General features: G+C 61.3%; 23 protein-coding genes and 1 pseudogene. 11 read left to right on the forward strand and 13 right to left on the reverse strand.

Annotated features, from left to right (window positions below; all coding sequences use genetic code 11):
• Window positions 1-79 precede the first annotated feature (79 nt).
• On the forward strand, window positions 80-1,162 hold the full coding sequence (locus AB7813_RS23830; protein ID WP_441228544.1) for a hypothetical protein: 1,083 nt from the start codon (window positions 80-82) through the stop codon (window positions 1,160-1,162).
• Between the two features lie 206 nt (window positions 1,163-1,368).
• Here AB7813_RS23830 and AB7813_RS23835 read toward each other — a convergent pair whose 3' ends face one another.
• Both AB7813_RS23835 and phaR read right to left on the reverse strand, forming a co-directional pair.
• Window positions 1,369-1,890 (reverse strand): methylated-DNA--[protein]-cysteine S-methyltransferase, encoded by a 522-nt coding sequence (locus AB7813_RS23835; RefSeq protein WP_309947817.1) that lies wholly within the window; start codon window positions 1,888-1,890, stop codon window positions 1,369-1,371.
• Between the two features lie 88 nt (window positions 1,891-1,978).
• Window positions 1,979-2,578, reverse strand: a complete 600-nt coding sequence (phaR, locus tag AB7813_RS23840) for a polyhydroxyalkanoate synthesis repressor PhaR (protein ID WP_089262652.1) — start codon at window positions 2,576-2,578, stop codon at window positions 1,979-1,981.
• Window positions 2,579-2,885: 307 nt separating this feature from the next.
• Here phaR and AB7813_RS23845 point away from each other — a divergent pair, with 307 nt between their 5' ends.
• The 3 genes and pseudogenes from AB7813_RS23845 to AB7813_RS23855 form a co-directional block, all read left to right on the forward strand.
• On the forward strand, window positions 2,886-4,064 hold the full coding sequence (locus AB7813_RS23845) for an acetyl-CoA C-acetyltransferase (protein WP_089262650.1): 1,179 nt from the start codon (window positions 2,886-2,888) through the stop codon (window positions 4,062-4,064).
• Window positions 4,065-4,247: 183 nt separating this feature from the next.
• Window positions 4,248-4,973, forward strand: a complete 726-nt coding sequence (phbB, locus tag AB7813_RS23850) for an acetoacetyl-CoA reductase (protein ID WP_175368635.1) — start codon at window positions 4,248-4,250, stop codon at window positions 4,971-4,973.
• A gap of 69 nt (window positions 4,974-5,042) precedes the next feature.
• Window positions 5,043-5,276, forward strand: a pseudogene (locus AB7813_RS23855) (EamA family transporter); the annotation flags it as partial.
• On the opposite strand, the gene AB7813_RS23860 reads toward AB7813_RS23855, so the two are convergent.
• From AB7813_RS23860 to AB7813_RS23870, 3 genes are all read right to left on the reverse strand, one after another.
• Complete coding sequence (locus tag AB7813_RS23860) at window positions 5,273-5,707, reverse strand: cupin domain-containing protein (protein ID WP_441228545.1); 435 nt, start codon at window positions 5,705-5,707, stop codon at window positions 5,273-5,275. The pseudogene AB7813_RS23855 and the gene AB7813_RS23860 sit on opposite strands and share 4 nt — an antisense overlap.
• Entirely contained in the window at window positions 5,707-6,474 is a 768-nt protein-coding gene (gloB, locus tag AB7813_RS23865) for a hydroxyacylglutathione hydrolase (RefSeq protein ID WP_441228546.1), read from the reverse strand. Before gloB ends, AB7813_RS23860 begins: the two co-directional genes overlap by 1 nt.
• Window positions 6,475-6,557: 83 nt before the next feature.
• Window positions 6,558-6,905, reverse strand: a complete 348-nt coding sequence (locus tag AB7813_RS23870; RefSeq protein WP_441228547.1) for an MliC family protein — start codon at window positions 6,903-6,905, stop codon at window positions 6,558-6,560.
• 180 nt (window positions 6,906-7,085) lie between these two features.
• Here AB7813_RS23870 and AB7813_RS23875 point away from each other — a divergent pair, with 180 nt between their 5' ends.
• Window positions 7,086-7,868 carry a class I SAM-dependent methyltransferase gene (locus AB7813_RS23875; protein ID WP_089262642.1) on the forward strand — a complete coding sequence of 261 codons (783 nt, stop codon included), beginning with the start codon at window positions 7,086-7,088 and terminating at the stop codon, window positions 7,866-7,868.
• A 3-nt stretch (window positions 7,869-7,871) separates the two neighbouring features.
• Here AB7813_RS23875 and xerD read toward each other — a convergent pair whose 3' ends face one another.
• From xerD to AB7813_RS23890, 3 genes are all read right to left on the reverse strand, one after another.
• Entirely contained in the window at window positions 7,872-8,825 is a 954-nt protein-coding gene (gene xerD, locus AB7813_RS23880; RefSeq protein ID WP_149530157.1) for a site-specific tyrosine recombinase XerD, read from the reverse strand.
• Between the two features lie 83 nt (window positions 8,826-8,908).
• The gene (locus tag AB7813_RS23885) at window positions 8,909-9,319 is read right to left on the reverse strand and encodes a nuclear transport factor 2 family protein (protein ID WP_441228548.1); all 411 of its coding nucleotides are present in this window, start codon (window positions 9,317-9,319) and stop codon (window positions 8,909-8,911) included.
• A gap of 32 nt (window positions 9,320-9,351) precedes the next feature.
• Complete coding sequence (locus AB7813_RS23890) at window positions 9,352-10,392, reverse strand: SDR family oxidoreductase (RefSeq protein WP_441228549.1); 1,041 nt, start codon at window positions 10,390-10,392, stop codon at window positions 9,352-9,354.
• 100 nt (window positions 10,393-10,492) lie between these two features.
• On the opposite strand from AB7813_RS23890, the gene AB7813_RS23895 reads away from it, so the two are divergent.
• On the forward strand, window positions 10,493-11,071 hold the full coding sequence (locus AB7813_RS23895; RefSeq protein WP_441228550.1) for a helix-turn-helix domain-containing protein: 579 nt from the start codon (window positions 10,493-10,495) through the stop codon (window positions 11,069-11,071).
• On the opposite strand, the gene AB7813_RS23900 is transcribed toward AB7813_RS23895, so the two are convergent.
• A complete protein-coding gene (locus AB7813_RS23900) occupies window positions 11,061-11,207 on the reverse strand; it encodes a histidine kinase (protein WP_089262632.1) in 147 nt (48 codons plus the stop codon). The genes AB7813_RS23895 and AB7813_RS23900 overlap by 11 nt on opposite strands.
• 175 nt (window positions 11,208-11,382) lie before the next feature.
• Between AB7813_RS23900 and AB7813_RS23905 the strand changes: the two genes are divergently transcribed.
• From AB7813_RS23905 to AB7813_RS23925, 5 genes are all read left to right on the forward strand, one after another.
• Window positions 11,383-12,024 carry a shikimate kinase gene (locus tag AB7813_RS23905; protein WP_068732982.1) on the forward strand — a complete coding sequence of 214 codons (642 nt, stop codon included), beginning with the start codon at window positions 11,383-11,385 and terminating at the stop codon, window positions 12,022-12,024.
• Complete coding sequence (gene aroB, locus AB7813_RS23910; protein ID WP_441228551.1) at window positions 12,021-13,163, forward strand: 3-dehydroquinate synthase; 1,143 nt, start codon at window positions 12,021-12,023, stop codon at window positions 13,161-13,163. The genes AB7813_RS23905 and aroB overlap by 4 nt, the downstream gene beginning before the upstream one ends.
• Window positions 13,164-13,218: 55 nt before the next feature.
• Complete coding sequence (locus AB7813_RS23915; RefSeq protein ID WP_441228552.1) at window positions 13,219-14,568, forward strand: hemolysin family protein; 1,350 nt, start codon at window positions 13,219-13,221, stop codon at window positions 14,566-14,568.
• A 78-nt stretch (window positions 14,569-14,646) separates the two neighbouring features.
• Entirely contained in the window at window positions 14,647-15,612 is a 966-nt protein-coding gene (locus AB7813_RS23920; protein WP_441228553.1) for a Bug family tripartite tricarboxylate transporter substrate binding protein, read from the forward strand.
• Between the two features lie 178 nt (window positions 15,613-15,790).
• Complete coding sequence (locus AB7813_RS23925; RefSeq protein ID WP_441228554.1) at window positions 15,791-16,753, forward strand: Bug family tripartite tricarboxylate transporter substrate binding protein; 963 nt, start codon at window positions 15,791-15,793, stop codon at window positions 16,751-16,753.
• A gap of 52 nt (window positions 16,754-16,805) precedes the next feature.
• On the opposite strand, the gene AB7813_RS23930 is transcribed toward AB7813_RS23925, so the two are convergent.
• Genes AB7813_RS23930 through AB7813_RS23945 form a run of 4 tightly spaced genes read right to left on the reverse strand, consistent with a single transcriptional unit; the run spans window position 16,806 to window position 20,086 of the window.
• Entirely contained in the window at window positions 16,806-17,516 is a 711-nt protein-coding gene (locus AB7813_RS23930) for an ABC transporter ATP-binding protein (protein WP_120288320.1), read from the reverse strand.
• A complete protein-coding gene (locus AB7813_RS23935) occupies window positions 17,509-18,288 on the reverse strand; it encodes an ABC transporter ATP-binding protein (RefSeq protein ID WP_120288321.1) in 780 nt (259 codons plus the stop codon). The genes AB7813_RS23930 and AB7813_RS23935 overlap by 8 nt, the downstream gene beginning before the upstream one ends.
• Entirely contained in the window at window positions 18,285-19,223 is a 939-nt protein-coding gene (locus tag AB7813_RS23940; RefSeq protein WP_441228555.1) for a branched-chain amino acid ABC transporter permease, read from the reverse strand. Before AB7813_RS23940 ends, AB7813_RS23935 begins: the two co-directional genes overlap by 4 nt.
• Window positions 19,220-20,086 (reverse strand): branched-chain amino acid ABC transporter permease, encoded by an 867-nt coding sequence (locus tag AB7813_RS23945; protein WP_068732997.1) that lies wholly within the window; start codon window positions 20,084-20,086, stop codon window positions 19,220-19,222. The genes AB7813_RS23940 and AB7813_RS23945 overlap by 4 nt, the downstream gene beginning before the upstream one ends.
• Between the last annotated feature and the right edge of the window lies 1 nt (window position 20,087).

The raw sequence follows: 20,087 nt of genomic DNA on the forward strand, positions 1-20,087 counted from the left end.
ACAGCCGACAATCTGTCAGCAATTCTTTGCTACGACGTGTTCCGCGCTGCAAAAAGCAAACTGAAGCTCGAGGTTGGTGTTGCCCAAACCACTCCGCAAATTGTTCTGGTGGCCGGCAGTTGTCGGCATACTCTTTGTTGGCGGCGTTGCCGTATTCAGTCTCCAGCGTTGGGCGAGTTCGAACAGCAGCTCGGATGATCTCGGTCGCAGGGACAGGGGCTTTTACCTCGCCGCATCTGTCAAGAATGCTGCGTTACTCGTGAAAAGCGGTGCGGACGACAATTTGCAGCTGCTTCTGATTGATTTTCAAAGCGGACGGAAAATTAGACTTCGCAGCGAACGCGCGCATTTGTCATCGGCCTATCTGTCGCCGGACGGGGCACGGTTATTATTCTCCCGTGTTCCATTCGGCGAACAGCAGGGCTACGAATTGGTGTCATGTGCGACGGATACGTTTTCCTGCCGCAGCATCGTCAAGAGCAGCGGTTCGATTCACTCTGCATTTGAAATTTCCAACGGTCGATTTCTCTACGTTTCGAGTCCGTACTTTAAAGCCTACGATGGCCGCTTAAGACTGAACCGCAACGATATCTGGATGTTCGATCCAGCAGTCGGCGCGCGCCAACTGACTGACTTTCAGTTGAACGAGCTGCATTCCCTTAGTCTGGGTGGTGCATCGCTGTATTTTTCTGCGCTGGGCTCGCCGTCGCAAAAGCCGATCATTCCAAAACAGGATCCCAGTTCGAACCGCCAGAGCAGTATTTTTCAACTCCCCTTCGATGCGATGAAAGGCTTCCTCAGCATGCCTTCCACGACGCTATCGCCATCCTTCGAAGCATCCGGCATCGCTACCCGTCCAAGCGCTTCGGCCGATGCTTCGCTGGTGGCATTCCTGAGGACGAGGACCGACATTGGTGCCTATCGCTACGATTTGGTGGTCGCGGACCTCAAAACCGGCGCCGAACGCTTGATTACTGCACCTGGACGGGGCTTCTCACGCCCCGTAGTGATTGGCGATAATATCTATGTCAGCTTTACCAATGGCGATCGGGTGACCATCAGACGCTATGGTCGAGACGAAGTGGAGATGCTGTCCGTCGCCGAAATCGACGACGCGTCTGTTGCGTCGGCTGAAGTGGTTGATCTGAAAATAGCGCCCTAAACTATCGCCATGAGCGGCGATCGAGCGCGCGCTGATCCATTTGCTGGCGAATGGCGATGCGGCGGAGAAGCCAGCGGCGTAAGTGCATTTGCCGCTTTGACCTCTCCACGTCATTGCGAGAAGCGAAGCGACGCGGCAATCCAGAAGGGCGCAGGCGAAGAAAGACTGGATTGCTTCGCTTAGCTCGCAATGACGGCTGAGAGAATCTACTTCACCACGACACCCTCATGTTCCAGCAGCCAGCGTTTGCGGGCGATGCCGCCGCCATAGCCGGTGAGTGATCCGTTGGCGCCGATCAGCCGATGGCAGGGCACGACCACACTCAGGGGATTTGCACCATTGGCATGGCCGACGGCGCGCATCGCATTGGGCACGCCGAGTTGCGCTGCCAGCGTGCCGTAGCTGAGTGTGCTGCCTGCAGGGATTTTTCGCAGTGCCGTCCAGATACGGTTCTGAAACGGCGTGCCGGGGATGTGGCAGGTGATGCCATCGAGCTGGTCGAGGTCGCCGTCGAAATAGCGTGAGAGTGCACTGCGGATCTCGGATGGTGCCGAGTTCTCGGTCAGTTCGACCGTCCCATAGTAACGACGCAGCAAAGTCAGCAAGCGCTCTTCGTAATCGATCCAGTCGAGTGCGCAGAGTGCGCCACCGTGGTTCGTCACCAGCAGCGCGATGCCGATCGGGGTGTCGAGCCGGTCGAGAGTGAGTGGGGTGGGTTGCTTCGCCATGGCGATGTTGCGCTCATCAAATGAAAACGCCGACCGTAGGTGTAGCTACGGCCGGCGTCATTCCGATTTCCGATAAGTGAGCCGCGAATTATTCCGGCTTCGGCTCGTGCGACATGCGCTCGAGGCGTTCCTGCATTTCCTTCATCTGGCGACGCAGGTCATCCATAGTGTCGGCAGGCTCAGCGGTCGGCTCCGGCGCCTTTTCCGGCTCCGGCGACGCAGCGCCGCCGCGCGGCGGCACGAACGGCTTGAACATCGCGAAGGTCTGCTGAAACAATTCCATGTTGCGACGAACGGTTTCCTCAAGTGGCGCGAACGGCGTCATGCTGAACGTGTTCGTCATCTGCTTGCGGAATTTCTCCTGCTCGCGCGTCAGGCTGTCGATGGACTGCTCGAGATACTTCGGCACCACCATCTGCATGCTGTCGCCATAGAAGCGGATCAACTGGCGCAGGAAAGTGGTTGGCAGGAGATTCTGGCCAGCCTTGTTTTCCTGTTCGAAGATGATCTGGGCCAGCACCGAGCGGGTAATATCGTCGCCGGTCTTGGCGTCATAGACGAGAAAATCCTCGCCGTCCTTTACCATCGCAGCGAGATCTTCAAGCGTCACGTAAGTGCTTGTTCCGGTATTATAAAGCCGGCGGTTCGCATATTTTTTGATTGTCGTGGGTTGATCTGATTTCGCCATGGGGGCTCACACATACGGACCGAGGACAGGGAACCTTACGGCAGCGCGCCATAAGGTTGTCGAACAACGCAATGCAATAAAGTAAGCACTTTCAAAGGGGCTCGGCTACCGTTTTGTGCGTCACGGTTAAAATGGCAGCAGTCTTGTGCTATGCAAAGCGACATCCGTGCCATTTTGCGTGCGTTGCGGCCGTAATTTGGCTTCTGACCAATTGACAGTCCAACCCTCAGTTAACAGGATAGTTTGCAACGCGGCCCCCGCCATCCTGGCTCTGACCGTCGAAAAAACCTCAACACAGGAGATGTCCATGTCAGACGATGTCGTCATCGTCAGCGCTGCCCGCACACCCGTCGGCAGCTTCAACGGCGCTTTCGCGACCATGCCGGCGCATGATCTCGGCGCCATTGCCATCAAGGCGGCGCTTGAGCGCGGCAAGATCGATCCGGCCCGTGTCTCCGAAGTCATCATGGGACAGATCCTCACTGCTGCGCAGGGCCAGAACCCCGCGCGTCAGGCCTCGATTGCTGCCGGCCTGCCGGTGGAAACCTCGGCTTGGGGCGTCAACATGCTGTGCGGTTCCGGCCTGCGCACGGTCGCGCTGGGCTATCAGGCGCTGCTCAATGGTGATTCGGAAATCGTCGTTGCCGGCGGTCAGGAATCCATGAGCATGGCCCCGCATGCGCAATATCTGCGCGGCGGCGTGAAGATGGGTCCGGTGGAATTCGTCGACACCATGATCAAGGACGGTCTGTGGGATGCCTTCAACGGCTATCACATGGGTAACACCGCCGAGAACGTGGCTAAGCAGTACCAGATCACGCGCCAGCAGCAGGACGAGTTCGCTGTTGCATCGCAGCAGAAAGCGGAAGCTGCGCAGAAGGCCGGCAAGTTCAAGGACGAGATCGTTCCGGTCACAATCAAGGGCCGCAAGGGCGACGTCATCGTCAGCGATGACGAATATCCGCGCCACGGCGCCACTATCGAAGCCATGGCCAAGCTGCGCCCGGCCTTCGAGAAGGACGGTACCGTCACTGCGGGCTCGGCATCCGGCATCAATGACGGCGCTGCTGCCGTGGTGCTGATGACCGCCAAGCAGGCCGCCAAGGAAGGCCTCAAGCCGCTTGCCCGCATCGTGTCGTGGGGCCAGGCCGGCGTCGATCCGAAGATCATGGGCACTGGCCCGATCCCGGCGTCGCGCGCCGCGCTGAAGAAGGCCGGCTGGACCATTAACGATCTCGACCTGATCGAAGCCAATGAAGCTTTTGCTGCGCAGGCTTGCGCCGTGAACAAGGATCTCGGCTGGGATACGTCGAAGGTTAACGTCAACGGTGGCGCGATCGCGATCGGTCATCCGGTGGGTGCATCCGGTGCGCGTGTTCTCGTCACGCTGTTGCACGAGATGGAAAAGCGCGACGCGAAGAAAGGCCTTGCCACGCTGTGCATCGGCGGCGGCATGGGCATCGCGATGTGCATCGCACGCGACTAATCCTTACGCGTCGCGTGCCGAAAACATCGGCTCGCGCGTGCACTGCACACACTGCTACAACAAAATGCCCGGCGCTTTGCGTCGGGCATTTTCGCTTGATGGTCCAATTCTGCTTGATGTTCAGCGTATCGCGAGATTAATTCGAAGCTATAACTACAAAAGAGATTGGTGGAGGGATCGATCATGGCGCGCGTAGCATTGGTGACCGGTGGAACACGAGGGATTGGCGCTGCGATCAGCAAGGCTTTGAAAATTGCGGGATACAGCGTCGCGGCAAGCTATGCCGGCAACGATGCCGCCGCCGAGAAATTCAAAAGCGAGACCGGCATTCCCGTTTTCAAATGGGACGTCAGTTCCTTCGAGGCCAGCGCCGAGGGTGTGAAGAAGGTCGAGGCCGAACTCGGACCGGTCGATGTGCTGGTCAACAATGCCGGCATCACGATGGACGGCGCGTTCCACAAAATGACGCCCGATCAGTGGAACAAGGTGGTCAACACCAATCTCGGCTCGCTGTTCAATGTCACGCGTCAGGTGATCGAAGGCATGCGCTCGCGCAAGTTCGGACGTGTCATCAACATTTCATCGATCAACGGGCAGAAGGGGCAGTTCGGTCAGGTCAACTATTCCGCGGCCAAAGCTGGCGACATCGGCTTCACCAAGGCGCTGGCGCTGGAGAATGCCAAGCTTGGTATCACGGTGAATGTGATCTGCCCCGGCTACATCAACACCGAAATGGTGCAGGCGGTGCCGAAGGACGTGCTCGAGAAGAACATCCTGCCGCAGATCCCGGTCAATCGCCTCGGCGAGCCCGAGGAAATCGCGCGCGCCGTCGTGTTCCTGGCGGCCGAAGAGTCCGGCTTCGTGACTGGGTCGACGATGACCATCAACGGCGGGCAATATCACGCCTGAGCGGACGCGGTTTCCGCTGACCTCATCCTAGGAGCCCGCCCTTGCGGGCGTCTCGAAGGATGTGCGACATGCGCCACCGCCGCATTTCTGGCCGTCGCCGTACATCGCTTTACGGAGGACGCCGTATGGCCATCGAGTCCGCTGGTATGGGCGGCGATCATCGTGCTCGGTGCCACCTCCTATGCGACGCCGCTGCTATCAACGACGCTCCTGATTCTGGCCGGCTTCGCGCAGGCGAGCGCGAATATTGCTTCCGCGGCAGCATTGATCGCAGCCAAGGATATGATCTGGAAGCCGGGCTAGTCAGGCTTCCAGCCCTTCGGGGCCAACTCAAACGTCGCGAAATCGAAACCCGGTGCCACCGTGCAGCCGACCAGTGTCCAGTCGCCAGTGGTGGAGGCGGCCTGCCAGGCATGCGGTGGGACAATGCCTTGCGGCTCTTGTCCAGCGGCGACGTCCGGCCCGAGCGTGATCGTGCGCTGGCCGGCGTCGCTGGCGATTTCCAGCGCAAGCGGAGCGCCCGCATGATAGTGCCAGATCTCGACGGCATCGATGCGATGCCAGTGCGAGCGTTCGCCTGATGCCAGCAGGAAGTAGATCGCCGTCGAAGCCGCCCGCCCGCCGGCATCTACGCGACTGTCGCGAAACGTCTCGCGGTAGTGGCCGCCTTCGGGATGCGGCTGCAGGCCGAGCGTTGCGATGATCTCGGCTGCAGTTGGCGTCTTGCCTGTCATCAGGACTTGTTCTTGCGTTCACGGAGTTCGCCGAAAACGTCGTCCTCGCTGAATCCCTTGAGGCGGACCGCGGCGGCGATGGCCGGATCGTCGGCGCGCAGAAACACGTTGGTCTTCTTCTCAAGCCCGAGCAGAACGGGGATAGTCGGCTTGCCGACGGCGCGCAGCTGCGCCACCTCTTCGGCGCGATTCTTCAGCGCTTCGTTGTTGGCGTCGATGCCGAGGCAGAACTTCATGTTGGCCGCGGTGTATTCGTGGCCGCAGTAGACCCGGTAGTCGTCGGGCAGTGTGCGCAGCTTCTTCAGCGATTGCCACATCATCGGATAGGTGCCTTCGAACACCCGCCCGCAGCCGCCCGAAAACAGCGTGTCGGCCGAGAACAGCGCCAGCTCGCTGTCGAACACGTAGCAGATATGGTCGAGCGTATGGCCGGGGGTCTCGAACACCCGGGCGGTGAGCGCGCCGACCTGCACGGTATCGCCTTCGGCGACGCGGAGGTCGACTTCAGGAATTGCCGTGCCCTGATCGTGCGGCGCTGTGACCTTGCAGCCATAGGTCTTCTTCAGCTCGGCGATGCCGCCGACATGGTCGGCATGGTGATGCGTCACCAGAATATCCGTGAGCTTCCAGCCTTCGCGCTGCAGCACCTTCATGATCGGGCCGGCCTCCGGCGCGTCGATCGCGGCGGTCTTCAGGCTCTGCGGATCATGAATCAGGTAGCCGAAATTGTCGGATAGGCAGGGGAACACGCGAATTTCAGCAGCCATGGTAACTCCGTTGGATCACGTCGTGATGCGCTCGCACATACGTGCGGCAAATTGATGGGATGAATATGGGCGATGCATGACGGTCAGCGCGGTGTCACACATTGGCGTGCGGGCAGGCCGGCAACCTGCAGCGTGATGGTGGTCTGGCCCTTGCCGGAAATCTCGACATTGCCCTCACCATAGCGGAAGCCTGAGCCTGATCGCTGGATAGGCATGCGCAGCATTTCGCTATTGGGATAGAACAGGGTGATCGACTTGCCGCCGGAATTGTAATCGACGGAGATCTTGTTGCCGCCCGGCAGTGCGGGGGTGCAGATGTAATCGACCGTCGCCGGATTGGCCTCGGCGGAGAATGGCGCGAGTGCTGCCACGGCCAGACTCGCGGCCGTCGCCGCCGTCCTTGTGATCGTTTGACCTCGGCGTGACAGCATTTTTGTCTCTCCTGCAACGACGTCCCGGCGCCTGTTTCTTCGACTAGGCCGCAGCCGGGCCGGCCTTGTCAATTGGTGCAACTCACCGCCCGCGATGGCCTGGATATCTGGCGTTAACGCTGCCTCGGCAATGCGCGATTCGGGGGATCGTGGGCGGCCGCAACGTGTTAGAAAGTCATCATGACCATCGATGTGATCGATCTCCGGGATTTCTATTCGCGTCGCCTCGGTATCGTGGCGCGGCGGTTGATCAATCGCGGTATTCAGGCGCATTGGCCCGACGCGGAGGGTCAGCGCGTGCTCGGTCTGGGGTACCCCACACCGTATCTCGGTCTTTTCCGGGAGAATTCCGAACGGTGCATCGCCTTCATGCCGGCGGCGCAGGGGGTGCTGAAATGGCCGACGGCAAAGCCCGCGCTGGCCACGCTGGTCGACGAATTCTCGCTGCCGCTGCCGGATGCCGCCGTCGATCGCATCATCCTGGTGCACGCCCTGGAAATGTCCGACGATCCCGAAGGTCTGCTCCGCGAGGTTTGGCGCGTGCTTGCGCCGTCTGGCCGGTTGATGGCGGTGATTCCGAATCGCCGGGGCGTCTGGACCCGTACCGACTCGACGCCGTTCGGTCACGGCCGCCCCTATTCGCGCTCGCAAATCACGCAGTTGCTACGACAGACCTGGTTTACGCCGACGGCGTGGAGTGAGGCGCTGTTCATGCCGCCGGTGGGCATGGGCTGGTTTCTGCGCTCGGCAATGGCCTGGGAGCGAATCGGTGCGGCGCTGTCGATGCCGTTTGCCGGCGTGCATATCGTCGAGGCCACCAAACAGGTCTATCGCGCGATCCCCGCCAAGCGCGAACGCACGCGGCTGATTCCGGCACTGCAGCCGGTGCTGGTGCCGACCTCCGGGATGCGGCGCGACGATGAGACGGATCATCTTGGCGAGGCCGAGCCGCACTCGCGTTGAGCGCTATTTTTCCGCGAGCGGATGCAGGTCGCGGACCAGGCTCTTGAGCCGCTCTTCCACCACATGGGTGTAGATCTGTGTGGTCGAAATATCGGTATGGCCGAGCAGCGTCTGCACGATGCGAAGATCGGCGCCGTTATGCAGCAGATGGCTGGCGAAGGCGTGACGCAGCACGTGTGGCGACACCAGCCGCGGCGCGATGCCGGATGCAGCCGCGAGTTCTTTCAGGTCGCGCGCGAAATGCTGTCGGGTGAGATGGCCGCTCTCGCCAAAAGACGGAAACAGCCACTTCGAGGCGGCACTCTTTTTTGGTTGAGACTTCTGCAACTCGGCCATCGCGGCGAGATATTCGGCCATCGCCTGTTTGGCAGTTTCGTTGAGCGGCACCAGCCGCTCCTTGTTGCCCTTGCCGCGCACCACGATCATGCGGGCATCGCGGCGCGCCGCGGTGAGCGGTAGCGAGACCAGCTCGGAGACGCGAAGCCCGGTGGCGTAAAGCACTTCGAGCAGACAATAGAGCCGGGCATCGCGCAGCCGCTGTTGCGCAGAGGCTTCGGCATTCTGCGCTTGCGTGCGCGCCTGCACCAGCATGCGGTCGACATCGGCAATTGACAGCACTTTGGGCAGGCTACGGCCCCGCTTCGGGCCGGACAGGATGGCGGCCGGGTCGTCGGTGCGGATTTTTTCGCTGAGCAGAAAGCGAAACAGATGCCGTATGGCGGACAGCCGCCGCGCCACGGTGGTCGATTTGAAGCCGCGCTCGTCGAGGTCTTCCAGGTAGTCGCGCAGCAACTGGGTGTCGGCACCGGCAAAACTGGATTTCGCCCCGGCAGCAAATTCGGAGAAATCTTCGAGGTCGCGGCGATAGGCGTCCAGTGTATTGACGCCAGCACCTTGTTCGGCGGCGAGCATGTCGAGGAACAGATTGGAGAGCTTGGCGTCTGAGGAAGTGGTCATGTGCCATCATAACCCATGATCCGGGCTGCAGCAGCGGTTTTCACTGGCTACAGCAACCCGGAGCGAATGCAGATCCACAAAGATCAGGCAAGCTGTGTGATCGATGTGGCTTGCGACCAGACCACCATCCACTGCCGGTCACGCATTTCATAAGCATCGGTGTGCCAATAGTCGCCTGGCGGGACCTTGTGGCCCCCGAAAACCACCTCAATGCGGGCGCGATATCGGATCACGGCACTCGTGCCATACAGCCGCACGGCGATGTCACCGGGCGTCCATGTTAGGTACTTGATGTGGCCACCTGCAACGGCACCAAGATATTCGGCTTTTGACAGTGCCGCGCCGATCGGCGTGATCAACTGAAAGTCTGCGGCGTGCAGCGGCTCGGCCGCTGCCATGTCGGCGCTCACAAGCGCACGAAGCCGCGCGCGTTCGATGCCCCGGATATCTTCCGCGTCCGGGTGCTCTTTCGGGGCGACGATGGATGAGGTCATAGGTTGGTTCCGTTGTTGTGCATTGTGGGAATTCAGGAGGCTGCGAGCAGGCCGTGGTCGATCAGGCTTTGTGCACTGGCGCGAATGGCCTCGTCGGCGGACCTTGGTTGCCAATCCAGCATTCGCTGTGCCTTCGCGGCACTGACACTCAGATCGACGTCGAGTTCATGGACGATCATGCGCGACCGTGCGCTGAACGGCGCCATTGCCTTGATCATCCAGTTAGGTACTTCGCCCGAGGGCAGAGCCGGGGCATAATTCGGAAATGACTGCGCCAGTACGGCCGCCATGTCGCGCATCCATAGAAACTGCCCGGCGGCAATGAAGCGCTGGCCTGACGCATCCGGATGGGTCATTGCCCTGATATGCGCGTCAGCCACATCGCGGACATCGACCACTGCGATGCCGAAGCGCGGCACACGTTTGAGCTTGCCGCTCATCATCTGCCGAACCAGCCCGATCGACGTGCCGTAATTCGGACCCAAGAGAGGCCCGAAAATGATGCCGGGATTGATGACCGCGAGATCCAGTCCGGTTTCCGCAGCAAAGGCCCATGCCGCCCGTTCGGCCAGCGTCTTGGATTTATAGTATGGCGTTGCCCGCTTGCCCGTCGGATCGGTCCAGTTGTCTTCGGTATACGGCGCCTTGCCACTCCCGTGATTGGTAGCCGCGATCGAGGACGTGAGTACAACACGCGTCACGCCTGCGCGGTGCGCGGCACGTAGTACCCGTAACGCGCCGTCCCGCGCGGGCTGGATCAGTTCATTTTCATCCTTCGGAAGCCCTGCCGGAAACGGCGATGCCGTGTGGATCACATAGCTGCAGCCTGTGACGGCGGCATCCCATCCCATGTCGGAGCAGAGGTCGGCTTCGACGAAACTGAGCGAGTGCGAGTCGGTTGGCGCCGCACAGATCTGCTTCGCGATCCCGCCGCAGTCGCTCATGCGACGAACGCTACCGCGGACAGCGTAGCCCTTGGCCAGCAACTGCCGGGCGATATGTCCGCCCAGAAAGCCGCCGATGCCCGTGACAAGAACAATGGTCTCTCGATTGTCGACCGATCCCGAATGCATGTTCGCTCCTGTCCCATGTGGAATGCGTGAATTGGACAATTGGACTATTATTGTCTAGTTGTCTTTTGACGCTTTGGACACGAACTGTCAATCTGTCTGAATGAGCGAACTAGATGCCAAAACCGATCACATTCTGGATGCCGCACTCCCGCTGTTCGTCCGCCACGGTTTTCGCAAGACGTCCATGGCCGACATCGCGCGCGCGGCAGGAATTTCGCGGGCGTCGCTCTATCTGAGCTTCAACAGCAAGGAAGATCTGTTTCGGGCGGGCTCGACGCGCGCCCATGCGCGGACCATGCGCGATGTCGAGGCGGTACTCTCAGGCGATGGTGACGTGTTCGGCCGCATCGAGACGGCGATGGCCGTGTTTCAGCGCGAACTGATCGCCCCTTTCGCGGGCAGCGCCGACGCCATTGAACTGTTCGACGTCAACATGGCTCTGGCCAAGGATATCACACTCGCCGCGCGGGCCCGGCTGGTCGCGCTGCTGGCGCAAGCGCTGAGCGATGCCGAGACCGCGGGCATGATCAATCTCGGATCATTGCAAGCCAGACCCGCCGACGTTGCGGGAGTCATTGTCGCCGCGATCGATGGCATCAAGCACGCGGAGGGAGCCGATCCGAAATTCGCGGAGGATATGCAGCTCTTCATGCGCTTGCTGCGCGCAGCTATTTCTTGAGAAACTTGTCCGGCTGGATGGTGACCGTCATGTCCCGTGGCTTCGGATTGACGAAATTGGCCAGCGCGAAGATCACGCCATAGACCACGCCGACGATCACCGCGACGACCGTCAAAAAGCGGAACAGGCTGGGCATGATCAGGGAACTCGGCGGCGAAATGGGGTGATTCGTTCCGCCTGAGGCGGTCACCTTGTCCGGATACAGACTGCAAGAGGTGCTGGCAACGCTGGCGCTGGGGGTAGTATAGGTGACCGGAATGCGGCAAACCTCTGCGATCCCTTGTCGCTCACTGATTTTGCAGGTGTTTTTGATGTCCGAGACCATCTTGCCGGCGATTGCCAGCGCACCCCAGGAGGCCGCCATCGTCGCGGCGCTGGGAAAGCGCTCGGTCGTGCTGGTGGGCATGATGGGGGCGGGCAAATCGACCATCGGCCGGCGCATGGCGACGCGGCTGCGGCTGCCTTTCGTCGACGCCGACAACGAGATCGAGGCGGCGGCCGGGATGTCGATCCCGGACATTTTTGAAGTCCACGGCGAACCGCATTTCCGCGACGGTGAGGCGCGGGTGATCGCCCGGCTGCTGGACAGCGGACCGATCCTGTTGGCGACCGGCGGGGGCGCCTTCTTGCGCGAGGATACTCGCCAGAGGATCCGCGACAAGGCGATCTCGCTGTGGCTGAAAGCCGATGCGGATGTGATCCTGCGCCGGGTCCGGCGTCGGGAAAACCGTCCGCTGCTGAAGACCGCCGATCCCGCCGCCACCATCGCGCGACTGATCGAGGCGCGCCATCCGTTCTACGAGCAGACCGACATCACGATCGACTCGCGCGACGTGCCGCATGAGAAGATCGTCGAGGAAGGCATCATCGCGCTGCATGAGCATCTGTTCCGCCCGCATGCAGCTTCCGCCATCTCCGAACCGACAGGCGATCCCTTGAGTTCTCAACTATGACCGCCCCGCTGAAACATTCCGATCCGATCGTCGTGGACGTCGCGTTGGCTGAGCGCGCCTATGACATTGTCATCGGCCGCAATGTACTGCCGTCGCTTGGTGCGCGGATCGCCAGACTGCGGCCGGGCGTGCGCACAGCGATCGTGACCGATAGGACCGTTGCCAAGCATTGGCTCGCTGCAACGGAAGCCTCGCTGGCGGCGGCTGATATTCCGACCTCGCATATCGTCGTCGAGGAAGGCGAAGGCTCGAAGAGCTATGCCGGACTCGAGAAAGTCTCCGAGGCGCTGATCGCGGCGAAGATCGAGCGCAACGATCTCGTCATCGCGCTCGGCGGCGGCGTCGTCGGCGATCTCGCGGGCTTTGCTGCAGCGATCGTGCGCCGCGGCGTCGATTTCGTGCAGGTGCCGACCTCGCTGCTGGCGCAGGTCGACTCCTCCGTCGGCGGCAAGACCGGAATCAACTCGCCGCAAGGCAAGAACCTGCTCGGCGCGTTCCATCAGCCGGTGCTTGTTGTGGCCGACACGGCGGTCCTTGATACGCTGTCGCCGCGCCAGTTTCGTTCGGGCTATGCGGAAGTCGCCAAATATGGCGTGCTCGGCGATGTCGCGTTTTTCACGTGGCTCGAAGCCAACCATGCCGACATCATGCGCGGCGGTAGCGCTCGTGAACATGCGATCGCTACCTCGTGCCGTGCCAAGGCAGGCGTCGTGTCGCGCGACGAACGTGAGAATGGCGAACGCGCACTGCTCAATCTCGGTCACACCTTCGGCCACGCGCTGGAAGCGGTGACGGGTTTCTCCGAGCGGCTGTTTCATGGCGAGGGCGTGTCGGTCGGCATGGTGCTTGCTGCGCAACTGTCGGCGCAACTCGGCATGATCGCGGAGAGCGATGCGACCCGCGTGCAGCACCATCTTGCCGATGTGGGTCTACCCACGAAGCTGCAGGACATTGCCGGCTTCGCGCAGGAAGGCCTCGCGGACGCGGATACGCTGATGGCGCTGATGGCGCAGGACAAGAAGGTGAAACGCGGCAAGCTCACCTTTATTTTGCTGGAAGCTGTCGGCCGGGCTGTCATCGCGAACGATGTTGATCCCGCGACGGTTCGCGCCTTTCTGCATCAGAAGCTGACGGGATAGAACTGACCGTGTCCGGTTTGGGAGTTACCAAAGCCGGCGCCGTCGCAGGACTTTCATGAATTCGATTACCGTCAATCTGCTGATCGCGATCTTCCTGCTCGCTGCCAACGCGTTTTACGTGGCGGCGGAGTTTGCGTTGGTCAAAAGCCGAGGCTTCCGCATCAAGAGCATGGTCGAGCAGAACCGCTTCGGCGCGCGCCTGCTGCAGAACATGATGGGCAATATCGAAGCCTATCTGGCCTGCTGCCAGCTCGGCATCACCATGGCATCGCTGGGACTCGGCTGGGTTGGTGAGCCCACGGTGGCCGCACTGCTGAAACCGGTGCTCGATCCGCTCGGCCTGTCGGAATCCGCGCTTCACTTTACGTCCTTCATTACTGGCTTCCTCGTCTTCTCCTCGCTGCATATCGTGATCGGCGAACAGGTGCCAAAGACGCTGGCGATTCGGCAGCCGGAGCCGGTGTCGCAATGGATCGCCTATCCGCTTTATGCGTCCTACATCCTGTTTTATCCGCTGAACTGGCTGCTCAACGCGGCGTCACGCGGCACGCTGGCACTGCTCGGTGTGCAGGAGGCCTCGCCGCATGAAATTCTCACCGGCATTGAGATTGAGGGCCTTGTCGGTGAGTCTGCCGAACATGGCGGCATTGCATCGGGCGAGGCCGAGTATATCCAGAACGTGTTTCGCTTCGGCGATCTCGCGGTGTCCGATGTCATGGTCCATCGCACGGCGATGGTGACGCTGAATGCGGACCTGCCGTCCGAAGAACTGGTGCGCGAAGTGCTGGCCACCGAATACACCCGCATTCCACTCTGGCGTGAGAAGCCGGAAAACATCATCGGCGTGCTGCACGCCAAGGACCTGTTGCGCGCGATCCGCGCGGTCGATGGCGACACCGCCAAGATCGATGTTGCCAGCATCGCGCTGCCGCCGTGGTTCGTTCCGGAAATGCGCCCGCTGTCGGATCAGTTGAAAGCCTTCCGCCGTCGCAAGACCCACTTCGCGCTCGTCGTCGACGAATATGGCGAAGTCGAAGGTATGGTGACACTGGAAGACGTGCTGGAAGAAATCGTCGGCGACATCGCTGACGAGCATGACGTGGTCGTCGCGGGCGTGCGCGCGCAGGCCGATGGCTCGGTGGTGGTCGATGGTTCGGTGCCGATCCGCGACCTCAATCGCGCCATGGACTGGCATCTTCCCGATGATGAAGCGACCACGGTGGCCGGTCTCGTCATTCACGAGGCGCGCTCCATCCCCGAGCGCGGGCAGAGCTTCACCTTCTACAACTTCCGCTTCCGCGTGCTGCGCCGTGAGCGCAACCGCATCACCGCGCTGCGTATCGGCCCGGTACCGACCGAGCCGGAAGTGTCGGAGAAAAAGCCGCGGGCCGGGACGTCGTTCTAGGCCCTCGCCGGTCCGGTTCTTGCTTTTGCTTTATTCCATGAGCTGCCATTCCATTGAATGGCGCAACTGGAGCGAGCGATGAACAAGTCCTGGCGATTGTCATGCGTATTGGCCGCTGTGTTGATGTCCGGCGCTGCGCTGGCCGACACCAACTGGCCGACGAAGCCGATCAAGGCGGTCAATCCGTTCGGTGCCGGCAGTGCGGGTGACGTGGTCCCGCGCCTTTTCTTCGAAAAACTGAGCACGGAGCTAGGGCAGCCGATCGTGATTGAAAATCGCGTGGGTGCGGGCGGCTCAGTGGGCACGGGCGCGGTCGCGAAGAGTGATCCGGATGGCTACACCTTGCTGTCGCAGACCAACGCCATCTCCATTGCGCCCGCGATCTTCCCCAACCTCAACTACGATACCACCAAGGAGCTGTCCTCGGTGCTGATGATTGGCTATGCGGCCAATGTGATGATCGTGCCCAACGAACGGCCATGGAAAACGATTCAGGATTTCCTGGCTTCCGCGAAGACCAAGGGCACTGTGATCAATTACGGCTCGGTGGGCGTTGGCAGCGCCGTGCATATCAGTTCGGAAAAATTCCGCGCCGCTGCCGGTTTCGAGGCCACGCATATCCCCTATCGCGGCGGCTCCGAGGTGATTACCGATATCATCGGCGGTCGCATCGATTTCTACTTCTGCCCGCTGGCCACGGCGCTGCCGTTGATTCGCGAAGGCCAGGTCCGCGCGCTGGTGGTCTCGACACCGACGCGCGTGCGGGATCTGCCTGATGTGCCGACGCCGATCGACGCCGGGCTCAAGGATGCTGACAGCTCAATCTGGTTCGGCGTGTTCGTGCCATCGAAAACGCCGCCGGAGATCGTCGAGAAGCTCTATGTGACTGGCACCAAGGTGCTGAACACGGCTGACATGCAGGCTTCGCTGAAGAAGATTGGTGTCGAGCCGATGCCGATGAAGTCATCCGAGATGGATACGCTGCTGGTCAAGGAAATCGCCGACAACAAGGTGCTGCTCAAAAGCGAGGTCGCGGCCAAGTAGGCGGACTGGCCCGCCTCGCCAGCACGGGTGGGGCCGGCGTTGTCCTTTGTCTGGGCTGGATCACCGTGCGTTTGGGCGTTGTTTTAGGCTTCAAACGGTCCGAAACTTGCTTCGTTGTCGCCGATTGGCCCGATCATTGGGCGGCCATTCCCGTCGAATGGTATTATTGGAGCAAGTAATGAATAAGCTTATGCGGTGGTCGTGTGTTTTCGCCGGTGTGCTGCTGTCGTCTGTCGCGGTGCAGGCCGAAAGCAACTGGCCGACCCGGTTGATCAAGGCCACCATCCCGTTCGGCCCCGGCAGCGCCACCGACGTGGTGCCGCGAATCTTCTTCGAGCGTCTTGGTCCTGAGCTCGGTCAGACGATCGTGGTCGAGAACCGTGTCGGCGGCGGCGGCTCGATCGGCACCAATGCAGTGGCGAAAGCGGAGCCGGATGGCTACAGCATCCTGGCGCATTCCTCGGCGCTGGCGATCACGCCGGCAATCTTTCCGAACCTGCCCTATGACACGTCGAAAGACCTGTCGTCGGTCATCATGATCGGCTCCAGCCCGCAAATCATGATCATTCCGAAGGAGCGGCCCTGGAAGACTGTGGACGATTTCCTCAAGGATGCGAAGGCCAAGGGATCGCAGATCAATTTCGGCTCGGTCGGTATTGGCAGCGCTGTGCATATAAGCGCCGAGAAATTTCGCATTGCCGGCAAGTTCGAAGCGACCCACGTGCCGTATCGCGGCGGCCCTGAAGTGATCGCCGACATTCTCGGCGGTCGCATCGATTTCTACTTCTGCCCGGCGGCGACGGCTCTGCCGCTGATCCGTGAGGGTCAGGTCCGCGCGCTCGTTGTCTCCACTGAGAAGCGTTCTGCCGAACTGCCCGACGTGCCATCGATGACTGAGGTCGGCCTCAAGGACGGCGTCAGCGAAAGTTGGATCGGTGTGTTCGTGCCGTCCAAGACGTCGCCCGAGATCGTCGCCAAGATGCACGACGCCGGCGTCAAGGTACTCGCCAAACCTGAGATGCAGGCGGCGCTGAAGAAGATCGGCGTCGAGACGATCACGATGGAGCCGAAAGCGATGGATGAGCTGGTGGCAAAGGAAGTCGCCGCCAATATCGCACTGCTCAAAGATGTGAAGCAGTAAGCGCTGCGCGCTGTCTCTCCCGGCTGTGCGCGGGGAGAGGCAGGAAAAAGTGCTAGCCGCCCAAATACGCTTCGCGAATGCGCGGATCGTCGGCCAGCACCGAGGCCGGGCCCGACAGCGTGATCGATCCGGTCTCCAGTACGAAAGCGCGTGCAGCCACTTCCAGTGCCATCGCCGAATTCTGCTCGACGAGCAACACGCCCAGTCCAGTGCGTTTATTCAGCTCGACGATCTTGTCGAACACCTGCTCGATCACGATGGGCGCGAGCCCCAGCGATGGTTCATCCAGCATCAGAAGGCTCGGCCGTGACATCAGCGCGCGGCCGATCGCCAGCATCTGCTGTTCGCCGCCGGAGAGCGACCAGCCGCCTTGCTTGATGCGCTCCTTCAGTCGTGGAAACAGTTCGAACACCAGCGCCAGATCGTCTTCGACCTCGGCCTTCTTGTAGGCGCGGGACGCCGTTCCCGTGATCAGGTTCTCGCGCACGGTGAGGCCCGGAAATATCCGGCGGCCTTCGGGGCAATGCGCGATGCCGGCGCCGACGATGGTTTCCACAGCGGTGCCGTGGATGGCCTCGCCCTTCCACGAAATCGAGCCGAACGTTGGTCGCAGCAGGCCGGAGATGGTGCTCAGGGTTGTCGTTTTGCCGGCGCCGTTGCCGCCAATCAGCGCGACGATCTCGCCCATTTCGACGCTGAACGAGATGCCCTTCAGTACTTCGATGTGGCCGTAGGAGACATGGAGGTTCTCGATCTTAAGCATGGCGATGCCGCCTGCCGAGATAGGCCTCGATCACCAATGGGTTTTGCTGAACCGCGCTTGGCGCGCCTTCAGCGATCTTCTTCCCAAAATCTAATACGGCCACGCGGTCGCTGATCCCCATCACTAGTCGTACATTGTGTTCGACCAGCAATATGGTGATGCCCTTGCCCTTCAGTTTCGCGATGGTGTCGAGCAGGGTCATGCTCTCGGTCATGTTCATGCCGGCAGCGGGCTCGTCCAGCAGCAGCACCTTCGGTTTCGATGCCAGTGCGCGGGCGATTTCCAGCAGGCGTTGCTGCGCATAGGGCAACTGGGTCGGGCGATCGTCCGCGCGTGCGGCGAGGCTGACGATCTCCAGCGCTTCGCGCGAGGTGCTCTCGATCTCAGCCTCGCGTTGTCGCTGCGTGCCGTTCGACAGCATGATGTTGAGCATCGACATGGGCGTGTTGCAGGCTGCAGCGACTTTCACATTTTCCAGCACGGTGAGATTGGAGAACACCCGGATGTTCTGGAACGTGCGTGCCAGCCCGAGCCGCGCGATGCGGTTGGGCCTGAGGCGGAAGATCTCCTTGCCGTCGATGCGGATCGAACCGGCATCGGCATGTGAGGCGCCGGACAGCGCATTCAGCAGCGTGGTCTTGCCCGAGCCGTTGGGGCCGATGATCGCCTGCACGATTCCCTTGGGGACGTCGAGATCGACGTCGTCGAGCGCGACAAGGCCGCCGAAACGGCGCGTCACGCCGCGCGCGGTGATGATCGCTTGATCCGTCATCGCGCACCTGCCCAGCGTGGCAGCCGTGAGGCGAGCGAGGCTAGGCCGCCGGGCGCCAGCACGATGACGGCAATGACGCCGAGGCCGTAGAGCACGAGGTACCATTGCCCGAGAAACCGCAGCGCCTCCGGCAAAATGGTCAGGCCGACCGCGCCGATGATGCAGCCGGGGATCGAGCCCATGCCGCCAACGATAAGCATGGTCATCAGCAGGATGGCCTGGGTGCCGGAGAAGCTGTCCGGGCTGATGAAGCGGATCGAGGAGGCGTAGAGGCAACCGGCGAGGCCGGCATAGACCGCGCCGATCATAAAAGCGATCAGCTTGGTACGCGTAGTGTCGACGCCGCTCTGCTCGGCGGCGATCTCGGAATCCTTGGTGGCGATCATGGCGCGGCCGAGCGACGATTGCCGAATCCGCGCGGCGACGAGGGCCGCAATCGCCAGCACTGCGATGAGCAAATAATAATGTTGAACCTGTCCTTGCGGGCCGATGCCGAACACGCTGATCCCCGGAATGGTGCGCAAGCCCGAGGTGCCGCCGGTCACCGGTTCCCAATGGACGATAATCAACCGGACAATCTCGCCGAAGCCGATCGTCGTCATTGCGAGATAGTAGGTGCGCAGCCGTAAAGTGGGCAGCCCGAGCACGAGGCTTGCCGCCATCACGATGACCATCGACAGGAACGGCGTCGTAATCCAGGGCAAACCGGCCTTGGTGGCGATGCCCGTCGTATAGGCGCCGAGGCCGTAAAATGCGGCCTGGCCGAAATTGATCTGGCCAACCCAGCCGGTGGCGAAGTTCAAGCCGAGCACGACGATGGCGTTGAGAATGGCAATGTTGAGGAGCTGGATGACATAGTTTTCATGGCTCACGGCCGGGATCAGCAGCGCAACGGCGACGCAAAGCGCGAGCGGAAGCCATCGTTTCACTGTCATACCTTCTCGCTGCTCTTCTCGCCGAACAATCCGCGCGGCCAGGCCACGAGCACCGCGATCATCACGATGAAGGCATAGGCATCGCGGAAGTTTGAGGAGATGTAGCGCGCGCCGAAGGTCTCGATCAGGCCGAGAAACAGGCCGCCGATCACGGCGCCGGGCAGATTACCAAAGCCGCCGATCACGCTGACGACAAAACCCTTGAGGCCCAGGCTTCCGCCCATGGTCGGCTCGGCGAGGAAAATCGGTGCCACCAGCAGGCCGGCGATGCCCGACAGGATCGCGCCAAAGGCAAAGGCGACGGCGATGGTGCGGTTGACGGGAATCCCGACCAGCCGCGCGGTGTGCAGATCCTGCGCAGTCGCCTGCATCAGGATGCCGAAGCGCGTTCTGGTGAGCATCAGATATTGCAGCAGCAGGATCACGGCCAGCGTACAGAAGATGAAGAGCTGGTGCATCGAGATGACAACGCCGGCAAAACGCAGCGGCGGACCGCGCACCGGCGAGGGCAGCGACACCGGCAGCGGCCCCCAGACGATCAGCGCGATGTTCTCCAACACGATGCCCATCGCGATGGTGGTGAGGATCACGAGGAATGGTGGCCGCCCGCGCAAGGGGAAATAGACCAGCACCATGAAGACGATGCCGATCAGCGCCATCGCCAGCATGGTGGAGGCCCAGGCCAGCGCCATCGGCAGTTCATGCGTCACCGCGCCCGAAATGCCGATAAAGGCACCGAGCATCAACAACTGTCCCTGCGCGAAATTGACGATCTGAACGGTGTTGAAAATCAGCAGCAGACCCAGCGCCACGAGAGCATAGATGCTCCCGAGCGCCAGGCCGTTGACGACGAGCTGGCCCATG

Origin of the sequence: Tardiphaga sp. 20_F10_N6_6, assembly GCF_052076045.1 — a bacterium.
GTDB lineage: Bacteria > Pseudomonadota > Alphaproteobacteria > Rhizobiales > Xanthobacteraceae > Tardiphaga > Tardiphaga robiniae.